The organism is Psychrobacter fozii, assembly GCF_003217155.1.
In the GTDB taxonomy this organism is placed as follows: Bacteria; Pseudomonadota; Gammaproteobacteria; order Pseudomonadales; family Moraxellaceae; genus Psychrobacter; species Psychrobacter fozii.
Genome location: NZ_QJSU01000001.1, coordinates 370,500 through 383,007, shown reverse-complemented (window position 1 = coordinate 383,007; position 12,508 = coordinate 370,500). Strand labels below are relative to the sequence as shown.

The following is a 12,508-nucleotide window of genomic DNA, read 5'->3' as shown; positions in this document are numbered from 1 at the left end:
AGCACGAGTTCTACTATGGGTTTCACTATAGACTTATGGTTTAAATGACTATAACCTTATAGTTGAAATAATAGCTATCGGCGTTTGGCCGTCATCATCACATTTTTTCGGCGCAATAGCACTCAAGGTAAATTACTGGTGTGTCGATTTAATTATTTATCGAGCAAGTAAATAAAGAAGGATGCTTTTTCATTGACTGTACTAGCGCAATATTCAGATGTACCAACAGAATCTAAACGCGAGATGGCGAAAGCCAAAACGCGCCGTGCATTATTGAAAAGTGCATTGAGGCTGTACAGTTTAGAGGGCGCTCAGGGCATGAGCATGAATAAAGTGGCCAAAGGTGCTGGTATTGCGCAGCCAAGTTTTTACAATCATTTTGAGAGTCTAGAGGCGCTACAGAATGAGTTGAGCGCTCAGCTAAAAGACAACTATCTGTCACCCATGCGCATGGCGTGGGTCGATATGCTTAAAGATTATGATGTATTAAGTAAAGCGCAGTTTAATGAGCGCTGTCAGCAATGCCTGATGATGATTTTTGATTCGGCCTTTCAAAACATTGCACTGTTTCAGCATTTGTTAGAGGATCGCCCACGGTTTACTGCCAATATAGAAAACCAGTCTTCGTTAAACAACGGATTGGGCAATTTAGTCATCGAGATACAAGAAGAGTGGACAGAGATATTTATTCAAGGATTGCAGCTATCCAATCGTTCTTGTGAACGCAGCGCTGTCAATCTTTGTGTTGATATTGCTGCTGCACAAGTACATGAGCTCATATTAGGCTGTCATCAGCAGCGCTACTCAAGGCAGCAAGCGATTGATACGTTAAGCAGCAGCTTTGATGCACTGTTCGCCAATTTTTTGCACGGAAGCAATAGTAGTGAATAACGATAATAAGCGACAACTATTATCGTAAAAACTAGGATTAATCAAAAACAACAGGGAGAGTTATTATGGCCACAACCATGGCTACACCAACGTTAGGCGAAGCGCAAACGCATTTTAGAACTTGTACATTGTGCGAGGCGATGTGTGGTGTTGAGATAAAACACGACGGCGAAAAAGTCTTGTCGATTAAAGGCGATAAAAACGACCCTTTTTCTCAAGGTTATATTTGTCCGAAAGCAACGGCTTTACAGGATCTACATGAAGATCCAGATCGTTTGCGTCAGCCAGTAGAGAGAACGGCCGACGGCTGGAAAACCATCAGTTGGCCAGAAGCATTGGATAAAGTGGCCGCTGGTATTCAGTCTATTCAGCAGAAATACGGTCAAAATGCGTTCGGGGTGTATTTAGGTAATCCTAATGTGCATAACATGGGTGGCATGTTGACCATTAAACAGCTACTTACCAGCTTAAAAACGCGCAGTCGATTTTCTGCCACTTCTATTGATCAACTGCCACATCATATCGTCAGTATGCATCTATTCGGTCACATGCTACGGATTCCTGTGCCTGATGTGAATCACACGCAATATATGCTCATTATCGGTGGCAATCCGCTGGCCTCTAACGGCAGTATTATGACCGCACCAAACATGCGCCAAAAACTAAAAGACATCAAAGCCCGTGACGGCAAAGTGGTGGTGATTGACCCAAGGCGCACAGAAACCGCCGACATCGCCAGCGAACATCACTTTATTCGTCCTGCGACAGACGTGTTGCTATTACTTGCCATGCTGAATGAAATCTATGCGCAAGGCTATGCTAAATTAGATAGCAAAGTCGCTGCATTGGCACCTGAGATTGACCGACTTGCTTTGTTTGCCAAAGAGTACACGGCTGAATCTGTAGCAGACATTACTGGTATTACCGCTGCTGAAATCAAACGTATTGTGAAAGAGTTCTGCGAAGCAGAAAGCTCAGTCTGCTACGGCCGAATGGGTATTTCGGTGCAAGAGTTTGGCCTACTGAGTCAGTACCTGTCTATGGTCATTAATATCGTCACAGGACGCTTAGACGAAGTGGGCGGGCTGATGTTCCCCAACCCTGCAATGGACGTTGTGAACAGCTCAGGCCCAGGCTATTTGGGTAAACGCCACAGCCGCGTGAGCAACTTGCCTGATTTTAATGGCGAGTATCCTGTGGTCGCCATGGCAGATGAGATGTTGGTCGAAGGTGAGGGTCAATTAAAAGGATTCGTCACCGTTGCGGGTAACCCTGTGCTCAGTACCCCAAATGGTGAAAAGCTAGACGAAGCGCTGTCAAAACTCGAGTTTATGGTGTCACTTGATTACTTTGTGACCGAGACCAGTCGTCATGCCAATATTATCTTGCCGCCTGTATCGCCACTAGAGCGTGACCATTACGATGTGACGTTTAATGGATTTGCGGTGCACAATGTTGCCAAATACTCGCCAGCCTTGTTTGAGAGATCAGAAGAAACTAGACATGATTGGGAAATTTATTTAGAGCTGGCAGACCGTTTGGATAAAGATGCGCCAGAAGCAACACAAAAAGAGCGTGCAGCGATAAAAGCATTTGGGCCAAAATTTGTTTTAGAGCAGGGTCTAAAGTATGGGCCTTATAAAGAAGTCACACTAGATGTGCTCATGGGAAACCCGCATGGTATCGATTTAGGGCCATTGCACAGTATGTTGCCAGACGCTATCAAGCATGCAGACAAGCAGATTCATCTTCATGTCGATTTTTATCAAGCAGATTTGGCACGGGTTAGAGAGATGGTACAGCAGTATAACGATGATGAGATTTTACTCATTGGCCGTCGTCATGTGCGTAGCAACAACTCATGGTTGCACAACAGCCATCGATTGGTAAAAGGAAAATCTCGTTGTACATTGATGCTGCATCCTGACACAGCGGCGCAGCATGGTATCGCTGATGGTCAATCTGTAAAAGTCACCTCACGAATCAGCAGTGTGATCATTGCAGCAGAAGTGACCGACGAGCTGATGCCAGGCGTGGTGAGTATTCCGCATGGCTTTGGTCACGGCCGTAAAGGGGTTAAGCAAAAAATCGCCCAAGCAAACGCAGGGGTTAGCGTTAACGATTTGACTGATGACACATTGATTGATCGGTTAAGTGGCAACGCGGCAGTTAACGGTGTGCCGGTACGGTTGGAAGCGCTTGAATCAGCAACAGATGACGCATTGGCTACGGCATCATAAACCTTGATGGATAGCGTAATCATTTAAGCACTGTCCTAAAATAAAAAGAAGGCGCTTACATATAGTAAGCGCCTTCTTTTTTGCATGAAACTTTAACATATTGCTTATATGATCAAGCGCTCATACCGACAAAGTCAAAATCAACGTTGGGCGTTTCACCTTGGATTAACAGACTAATGGCTTTTGCAGAGCCACAAGAATGAGTCCAACCCAGCGTACCATGCCCAGTATTTAGCCATAGGTTGTCAAAAGTGGCTGAGGCATTATGACTACCGTGTTTGACTTGACCGCAGTGTGCACGACCAATCAAAGGCACATTTGAGGGCGTCATCGGGCGAAGTCCTGTCCAGTATTCTACCGAGTTTGCAATAATTCCTTTTGGGAACAACTGCTGTACACGCCGAGTAATCGCTTCACAGCGAGTGGTATTTAAGTCTAAGTTATAGCCATTAAATTCTGCGGTGCCAGCCACACGTAATTTATCACCCAATCGTGAGGTGACCAGCTTAAACTCATCATCAATCAAGCTAACAAAAGGCGCTAAATGCGGCGCTCGTGGGTTGACGGTATAAGTAGCCGAATAGCCTTTTGCCGGAAATATTGGTGCGTGTATGCCCAAAGGTTTTAGTAATGACACGCTATAGCTACCAAGCGCCAATACATAAGTATCTGCAGTAAAGGTTTGGGCATTTTTACCTGCTGGGCGAATGGTGATACTGTGCACGTGTGGGCGCGCAGAGTCTGTATCGGTATTGAGTGCCAAAATTTCAGTATCATATAAAAACTGTACGCCAGCATCGATGCAGCGCTGCGCCAAGCGCTTGGTAAATAGATGGGCATTGCCAGATTCATCACGACTGGTATAGGTTGCCCCAGTCAGCTTATGAGCAATTGGGTAAAGCGCTGGCTCTAAATTGACCGCATTATTAATATCAATCACGTAGCGCTCACAACCGAGGGCCTGCATACGTTCGGTTGGTTCGATGGCGGCATCAAACTCTGCCTGATTGGTATAAAAATGCATGATACCGCGTGTTTGCTGCTCGTAATTAATACCGATATCTGCACGCAGCCGCTGCAAAGCGTCTCTAGAATACAGACCCAGACGTACCATTTGTACGAGATTGGCATCGGCTCTATCGGCGCGGCATTCTTGTAGAAACTGCATCGCCCATTTGAGCTGCGCTTTATCCGCACGCAAGCGATACAGTAGTGGGGCATCTTCTTTGAACAACCATTTGAGCGCCTTCATTGGAGTCGCAGGATTGGCCCATGGCGTGGCATGCGATACCGATATTTGACCACCATTTGCAAACGATGTTTGCATGCCTGCGGCGGGTTCGCGCTCAATCACAGTCACATCATAGCCTGCTTGACGAAGATACCATGCTGTGGTCACACCGACCACGCCTGCTCCAAGTACTGCAACATGTGTCATAGGATTCTCTACTGTGATTGTCTAATGGCTGGAGAGCGATGGGTTAAACTTTTAACACCTTGTATCAGGCAAGTTTTTATTTGGCGCGGGCCACATCAGCTTGTAGGGCGGCTGGTAAGTCCAATATGCTCAAATCGCTTTCTGCCAACTGTTCAGGACGCGCCACGACCAAAGCAATAAAGCCGTCATCATTTTTCATCGCATTGACCACTTGGATTTTATCAAGTTTGTCACCTGCGCTTGGTGCTTCACCGGTGCCTTGTACATAGTGTAAAAATGCTTTGGGTGCTGATTTGAAGTAAATACGAGCGATGACTTCTTGACCCAAATAGCAGCCTTTGTCGTAATCCATACCGCCGCGCTGATGCAGACGCAGCTCTTGCGGTTGGAACTCGCCTTGAGTGGCGGCTACAATCCAATAGTTACCAGTGGCAATACTGCATTGCATCCAAGCTTGTGTATCCTCAGTCGTATTATGATCGTCTTTATGACTAAAAGTCGGTACATTATCAAGGACACAAGGATAAATTGGCGTCGGCGCGCTGGTTTCAAATTTAGAAAATGCACCATATTTTTTAAGGTGGGCTTGTAGAGCATCCGCGCAGTCAGCACTAATGACCACATCATATTGTTTTTCTGCTTGCTTCTTAATCCAAATACCAAATTCAATACGGCCTTTCAAGTTACCAATGGCAGCAGCTTGATAGCTGAGGCCGAGCTTGGTAACATCACAAGTCAGTTGTCCTTGCAAGAACTTTTCGGCGTCCTCGCCTTGAATGGTTAATTGGGCAAACTTTGGTAATATCGATGCATTTGAAATTTGAGTCATTATTATTATCCTTTTAATGTCAGTTTATTCATTAAAGATATAGGGTCTGTTGATAAACGTGCATGCACATAAAACTAAATGAGGCTAAGAAGAGTACCACAAAAAACCCTGTCATAAAAAACGTCATCACTAAGTGGTAACTTAAGCATTAAATTGGGCTCAGCACCCAGTTTTCAACCGTACAAATTGGTTAAAAATGATCAGTTACGGTACAATGTTGGCTCTAGTAAAAACCTAATCTGTCATGGCTGCCGAGGAAATAATGAGCTTACCAAATTGTCCTAAATGTGATGCTGAATATACGTATGAAGATGGTGCGTTACTGGTATGTCCAATGTGTGCTCATGAGTGGACGGCGGCTGAGACCGATGCTGCGCAAGCTGAAGAGCAAGATGCAGTTATTCGTGATGCTGTCGGCAACGAGCTACAAGACGGTGATGCGGTGACTGTGATCAAAGACCTAAAAGTCAAAGGCTCTTCAATCGTGATTAAAGTCGGGACGAAAGCGAAAAGCATTCGCCTGTTGCCAGATGCTACTGACGGTCATGATATCGACTGCAAACTTGACGGCTACGGGCCAATGAAGCTCAAATCTTCTGTTGTCAAAAAAGCCTAGCGCTCCAAACGTGCTTGAAAAATTGGATAATAAACAAATATAAAATAGAAGTTTAGTCAAAAAATACAGAAGTTATAAAACATAGAACCTATGAGTAGAGAATAACTATGAGTACTAAAAACGAACAGCTCTTTGCACAAGCCAGCAAACATATCCCAGGTGGCGTTAACTCGCCAGTCCGCGCCTTTGCTGGAGTCGGCGGTACACCTATCTTTATGCATCGTGCCAATGGTAGCAAGATTTATGACACCGAAGACAATGCTTATATTGATTATGTTGGCTCGTGGGGCCCAATGATTTTGGGTCATGCGCATCCAAAAGTCATTGATGCGGTTAAAAAAGCCGCTGATGATGGTTTAAGCTTTGGTACGCCTACACCGTTCGAGACGACAGTTGCTGATAAGATTTGCGAAATCGTGCCTAGCGTGGAGATGATTCGTATGACCAGCTCAGGTACAGAAGCGACCATGAGCGCGATTCGCTTGGCGCGTGGTTATACCCAGCGTGACAAAATCGTTAAATTTGAAGGCTGCTATCATGGCCATTCAGACAGTCTGCTAGTAAAAGCAGGTTCGGGCATGCTTGATATTGGTGAGCCAACGTCAAAAGGCGTGCCTGCTGATTTTGCCAAGCATACGATTACGATTCCTTATAATGATCCGCAAGCGATTAAAGATTGTTTTGAGAAATGGGGCGAAGAAGTTGCTTGCGTTATCTTGGAGCCAATCGCTGGTAATATGAACATGGTCATTCCAACACAAGAATTCCATGATACGTTGCGTGCCGAGTGTACGGCCAATGGCGCAGTATTAATCTTTGACGAAGTCATGACGGGCTTTCGCGTCGGCCTTGGTGGTGCACAGGCACACTTCGGCATCGACCCTGATTTAACTTGCTTTGGTAAAATCATCGGTGCAGGTCTGCCAGTAGGCGCTTTCGGCGGTAAAAAAGAAGTCATGTCTTGCATCGCGCCACTTGGCGGTGTCTATCAGGCTGGCACGTTATCAGGCAACCCGCTAGCAATGCGCGCTGGTATTGCGATGTTTGAAGACTTAACGGTAGACGGCTTTTATGACGAATTAGCAGCGAAAGTTGATCGTTTAGTAGACGGTTTCCAAGCGGCGGCTGACAAGCATGGTATCAACCTGCGTACCAATAAATTGGGCGGCATGTTTGGTATGTTCTTCGTCAGAGACAATGCGACCACTGTGCCTCAGAACTTTGATGACGTGACAGAGTGTGATATGACGGTATTTAATACTTTCTTTCATGGCATGCTAGATCGTGGTATTTACTTGGCACCGTCAGCTTATGAAGCAGGATTTATGTCTATCAAGCATAGCGATGAAGACATTGATATTTCTATCAAAGCGGCTGATGAGATATTTGCTGAAATGGCCAGTGCTTAATTTGCTCTGATTCAAAGTCATAAGTGACATTAATCAAGGCAATCAAAGCAATAAAAAACCAGTACCTTAATAGGTGCTGGTTTTTTTATGGCCGTCTATTTTTTATTGCCATTTATTTTCTACAGTCATCTATTTATTTTTAATGTTCTTAATATCGGCATCTAATTGCACACGTCGTTGTTGTGTATAAGCGGTCAAACAACCATTGAGCACCATTGGATAAACACTACCGCCACGAACCGAACTGGCAGAAAACTGGCAAGCTTTGTCTCTAAAATCAATCCATGCCAATTGCACCGTTTTTAATTGTTTTTTCTCAGAGCTGTTGAGTAAGCGCTGAAAATCACGATAAGATTGGTTTAGCTTTTGGTCTTCTACGGCCAACTTAGCTGCAGCGCATTTATTCATATCTGTTTGAGTATAGGCATTGTCGCAGGTATTTGCTGCAGACGCTTGAGCACTGACAAATAGTCCTGTTGACAGTAAAGCAAGACAGCCTACTTTTTTAACATGGCTCATGATAATCATATAATCTCGTTACTTGTGTGAAATAGCATTTAGCATAGCATGGCTATATTCCGGATATATCTCGAATTTATAAGGGGTTTAGTAAATGTGTGTCTGTGATTGCAGCTACATTTTAAGCTAGTCGAGCCAAGTTTTTGTTCTATATACTGGTCATAAAAGTCGATACATATGGCCCAAAAAATACTGCGAATAACAGACCTGATAAAGTGACTCAGCCGCTTAAAAAATCGTTATTAGAGTGTGCTATGCTGAGAAAAACATACTCAGCAAGGACGCTAACTCATGACTACCAGCACCAATGATATGCCTAGCAGTAATACGCCACCGTTATGGCAAGCCTCGTATGAGAAACATGGACTAAGAAATAATTTAGATGTGTTAGAGAGCAAGCATAATCTGCTAGATTTATTGCAACCGAAGATAGATCAACATAGTGATTCTGTGGCTTTTAGTATGGGGCCCGCTACGCTTACCTTTGCACAATTGGATATTGCCAGTCGCCGCTTTGCTGCTTTTTTACAAGCAAAAGGAATCAACAAGGGCGATCGTGTCGCGGTACAACTACCCAATATATTGCAGTATGCAGTCGTGCTGCTTGGCTGTTTGCGCTCAGGCACCGTACTGGTGAATGTCAATCCGATGTACACTCATTATGAGCTAGCACATCAGCTGACAGATGCTCAAGCCAGTGTGTTGATTGTCCTTGATGGAATGACAGCCGCTTTCGATCAATTAGACGATGCAGTGAAATCGCAGCTATCACTGGTGGTACATTGTTCTGTCAATCCGAATGCTGAACCTACTGATAACGATATTGCCTTACTTACCCAACTTAAAGCCTCAGCTGATACTACTCGTCAATTCAACCAAACCAACCAAACCACAGCCGATAATGCTGCAAACGATAATGCTACAAACGATAATGCTACAAACGATATCTCAGAGCAGGCTATAAGCTTTGCGCATATTATAAATACATACCACGCTGAGCAGTGTCAGGCTGTGACGATTACTCGCGATGATTTGGCATTACTACAATATACAGGCGGCACGACTGGTAAGCCAAAAGGCGCCATGCTGACACATTATAATGTCATGGCTAATATCTGTCAGTGTTATGCGATGTTTGGCAAGGCGATTGAAGCAGGTCGTAGCGAGCAGATCAAGATACTGAATCCTTTGCCGCTTTATCATATCTTTTCATTTACCGTTTGCGGTTTGCTCGGTATATATGGTGGCTGGGAAGATATATTGGTTACCAATCCACGTGATATCGATGGCTTAGTTAATACCATCGAGCAGCATCGTCCGCATGTTATTCCTTCTGTGAATACCTTGTTTATTGGTATGCTCAACCATCCAAAATTTCCTGGCCTTGATTTTAGTCGATTGGCCTTATCTATTGGTGGTGGCACCGCCATCATCAAGGCGGTATCCGATCAGTGGCAACAAGTGACGGGCATGATGATTCATGAAGGTTATGGAATGTCTGAGACCGCACCGGTTATCTCGTTCAATCCGCCAGGGATTACGACTTTTAATGGTAGCGTTGGTCTGCCGTTAGCAATGATGAATATCAAAATCATTGATGAAAATGGATCTTCATGTGCGATTGGAACACCTGGAGAAGTCGGCATCAAAGGACCACAAGTGATGCAAGGTTATTGGCAGAAAGACAATACAGATACCTTTACTGAGGATGGCTATTTTAAATCTGGCGATATTGGCGTCATGGATAGTGATGGTTTTTTGACACTCGTGGATCGTAAAAAAGACATGATATTGGTCTCAGGATTTAACGTTTATCCTAATGAAGTAGAAGCTGCATTAACTGAACATCCAAAAGTGCTAGAAGTGACTGTCATTGGTGTCGAAGACAAACACAGCGGTGAAGTGCCCAAAGCCTTTGTGGTAAAAAAAGACCCAAGTTTAACGGCTGATGAACTGGCAGCTTTTGCTATTGAGCGTTTGACTGGCTATAAGCGTCCGCAGTCTTATGTGTTTATTGATGAGTTGCCTAAAACGGCAGTCGGTAAAATATTACGTAAATCTTTGCGATAAATAAAGACTTCATTTCACTGATGAAAACGAATAAAAAACGGGGCTGCTATTTTAAGCAGCCCCGTTTTTTAATGCGTGTGTTATATGATGATTGAATCTTATCGCGCTTTATCAAACTTGCGATCTTTCAAGCTCAAGTTGCCGCGCACCACATCGCCATACATTCGGAAGTCGCTAGCAAAGCTTTTTAACGGAAATTTAAAAGAGGCGGGTTTGTTTTTTTCAAAGAAGAAATGACCCACCCACGCACAAGCATATCCTGCGGCAATACCTTTGAGTAATGGTTTGGGAGAACGGGTTTTGACAGACTTGGCCAATCCTAACAAACCAAAACTACTACCTGCGAAGTGCAAGCGACGGCAAGCCATGTTTTGATGTTCATCCAAATAGAAATCATAAAATTTCTGATCAGCTGGCATATTGGTTTTGAGCACTTCTTTTTTGATCACCTCTTTCTTGGCATTGCTATTGATCTGCGTATCAGCAGTTTGAGTCATGCTCTGTGTAGCAGTATTATTCATTTTTTAGCTTCCTTGCTAGTGGTGTCGTGTATGCCATATAAATTAAGGCAAACTTTAACATTGGTGAGTAAATGTCTTTCTATTTAGATGCTGATTATAGGTGATAGCCTATTTATAAGCTGACACCAAGTCACTGTTATTTATTATAATATTGGTGGCTTTCAATGTAGCAAACCCATATTATTAACACAAGCAATAGATGCTGAGTGTGCCTCGTTTACTGTACATATGGTGTCATGACGCGTGCGCTGTGGTTTTGTGCCGCTTGCGAGTGTTTAGCATAAATGCTTTAATGGCAAAAATAGCGTCTATTCGTGTCGATAGTGCTATCTTGTGTACTCAGAATTTTTGTACAGATTATTTACCTGATTTTTAATAAGTATTCTTTTTCCCTTATCTAACATGGTAACGACTTCCCCTATGCCTATTGACTACCTTACGAATCCACCGCTTGCTGATGACGAAATGATGGCAGCCATTGATATTGGCTCCAACAGCTTTCACCTAGCCATTGCGCGTCTCGATCATGGTGAGGTGCGAAAAGTAGTGTCTATGTCTGAAAAGGTGCAGCTGGCCGCCGGATTAGATGAAAATAAAATCTTAAGTGCGGCCGCTGAAAAGCGTGGTCTTGATTGTTTGAGTCGGTTCGTGGCGCGCTTGGACTCAGTGCCTCCAGAGCGTATTCGTGTGGTTGCGACCAATGCGTTGCGCCAAGCCAAAAATGCAAACGACTTTATTGCACGTGCCAATAAGATTTTGCCCAAGCCTATTGAAATTATTGCAGGGCGCGAAGAAGCTCGACTGATCTATCTGGGTGTCTCGCACACCAATGCCAGTAGCGATAAACGCTTGGTGATGGATATCGGTGGTGGTTCGACAGAGTTTATTATTGGTCAAGAGTTCGATCCACTATTGACTGAGAGCCTACAGATGGGTTGTGTGGCTTTTACGCAAAAATACTTTTCTGACGGATTGATTACTAAAGAAGCTTTTAATAATGCTATCTCAGGCGCACGCAAAGAAGTACTCGCAATCAACGGCCGTTATCAAAAGACTGGCTGGAGTAGTGTGGTTGGCTCTAGTGGTACGATCAAAGCGGTGCGTAATGTCCTTGTTTCAAAAGGCTGGGCCGATGAGCAAGAACGCATCACTTATAAAGGTGTCAAAAAACTAGAGAAGTTACTGCTAAAGATTGGCAACGTTGATGATATTGACTTAGAAGGTGTAAAAGAGCACCGTAAAGCAGTATTCCCAGCGGGTGTTGCCGTATTGCGTGCGGTGATGAAGGTACTGAGCATTGAAACCATTGCTTATTCAGATGGTGCGCTACGCGAAGGGGTTATGTATGACATGCTCGGGCGTTTTGCTAGTGAAGATGTGCGTGACCGCAGTGTATTGGCACTGATTAAGCGTTATTCAGGCGATAAGAAACAAGCCAAGCAAGTGGTCAAGACCAGCCGTCATTTGTTTGAACAGGTCATGGATAAGCTTGCGCTCAGTAGCGATGATGGTGACTTGCTCAGACGGGCAGCCTTCTTGCATGAGATAGGGCTCGCAATCAGTCATAGCAGCTATCATAAGCACAGTGCATACCTGCTCGAATATTCAGATATTCCAGGATTTTCGCAAGTCGACCAAAAACGTATGGCGCAGTTGATGCTCAATCATCGCCGTAAGCTCAAGGCTGATATGCTTGAGCAGACGTGCACTATCGGTGGTGATCAGCTCGTTTATCTCTGCCTACTATTACGTCTGGCAGTGTTGGCACATCATAGCCGCAGCGATTATGAGTTACCAGAATTAGAATTAAAGGTCATGGATGATAACTGTTGGCAAATCACCGTTATTGATAGCAGTGAACACTATGCTTTCTTATTGTCTGATCTCCTGACGGAAGCGGATCAATTTGCCAAGTGGGGCGTGAAGCTGAGCGTGGTTGAAGCTTAGCGCTTATAGAAATTACGGTTGTAATTAT

10 protein-coding genes are annotated in these 12,508 nt (G+C 44.3%); 6 read left to right on the top strand and 4 right to left on the bottom strand.

Translation table 11 applies throughout. The features are described 5' to 3' along the window. Positions 1-192 precede the first annotated feature (192 nt). The gene (locus DFP82_RS01585) at positions 193-891 is read left to right on the top strand and encodes a TetR/AcrR family transcriptional regulator (protein WP_110921967.1); all 699 of its coding nucleotides are present in this window, start codon (positions 193-195) and stop codon (positions 889-891) included. A gap of 65 nt (positions 892-956) precedes the next feature. Continuing rightward, positions 957-3,131: a molybdopterin oxidoreductase family protein gene (locus tag DFP82_RS01580; protein ID WP_245905584.1), complete on the top strand. Its 2,175-nt coding sequence runs from the start codon at positions 957-959 to the stop codon at positions 3,129-3,131. A 112-nt stretch (positions 3,132-3,243) separates the two neighbouring features. Here DFP82_RS01580 and DFP82_RS01575 read toward each other — a convergent pair whose 3' ends face one another. Further along, positions 3,244-4,569: a D-amino acid dehydrogenase gene (locus DFP82_RS01575; RefSeq protein ID WP_110921966.1), complete on the bottom strand. Its 1,326-nt coding sequence runs from the start codon at positions 4,567-4,569 to the stop codon at positions 3,244-3,246. A 76-nt stretch (positions 4,570-4,645) separates the two neighbouring features. Beyond that, positions 4,646-5,398 carry a CAF17-like 4Fe-4S cluster assembly/insertion protein YgfZ gene (gene ygfZ, locus DFP82_RS01570; protein ID WP_110921965.1) on the bottom strand — a complete coding sequence of 251 codons (753 nt, stop codon included), beginning with the start codon at positions 5,396-5,398 and terminating at the stop codon, positions 4,646-4,648. A gap of 262 nt (positions 5,399-5,660) precedes the next feature. On the opposite strand from ygfZ, the gene DFP82_RS01565 reads away from it, so the two are divergent. After that, the gene (locus tag DFP82_RS01565; protein ID WP_110921964.1) at positions 5,661-6,014 is read left to right on the top strand and encodes a zinc ribbon domain-containing protein YjdM; all 354 of its coding nucleotides are present in this window, start codon (positions 5,661-5,663) and stop codon (positions 6,012-6,014) included. A gap of 107 nt (positions 6,015-6,121) precedes the next feature. After that, a complete protein-coding gene (hemL, locus tag DFP82_RS01560; RefSeq protein ID WP_110921963.1) occupies positions 6,122-7,423 on the top strand; it encodes a glutamate-1-semialdehyde 2,1-aminomutase in 1,302 nt (433 codons plus the stop codon). Positions 7,424-7,552: 129 nt separating this feature from the next. Here hemL and DFP82_RS01555 read toward each other — a convergent pair whose 3' ends face one another. Beyond that, positions 7,553-7,942, bottom strand: a complete 390-nt coding sequence (locus tag DFP82_RS01555) for a lysozyme inhibitor LprI family protein (protein WP_181416210.1) — start codon at positions 7,940-7,942, stop codon at positions 7,553-7,555. A gap of 291 nt (positions 7,943-8,233) precedes the next feature. Between DFP82_RS01555 and DFP82_RS01550 the strand changes: the two genes are divergently transcribed. Then, a complete protein-coding gene (locus DFP82_RS01550) occupies positions 8,234-10,012 on the top strand; it encodes an AMP-binding protein (RefSeq protein ID WP_110921961.1) in 1,779 nt (592 codons plus the stop codon). Positions 10,013-10,110: 98 nt separating this feature from the next. Here the strand turns inward: DFP82_RS01550 and DFP82_RS01545 are convergent, their stop codons facing one another. Then, a complete protein-coding gene (locus tag DFP82_RS01545; RefSeq protein WP_245905614.1) occupies positions 10,111-10,431 on the bottom strand; it encodes an Mpo1-like protein in 321 nt (106 codons plus the stop codon). Positions 10,432-10,953: 522 nt separating this feature from the next. On the opposite strand from DFP82_RS01545, the gene ppx reads away from it, so the two are divergent. Further along, positions 10,954-12,480, top strand: coding sequence for an exopolyphosphatase (gene ppx, locus DFP82_RS01540; RefSeq protein WP_110921959.1), 1,527 nt, complete (start codon positions 10,954-10,956; stop codon positions 12,478-12,480). Positions 12,481-12,508 lie beyond the last annotated feature (28 nt).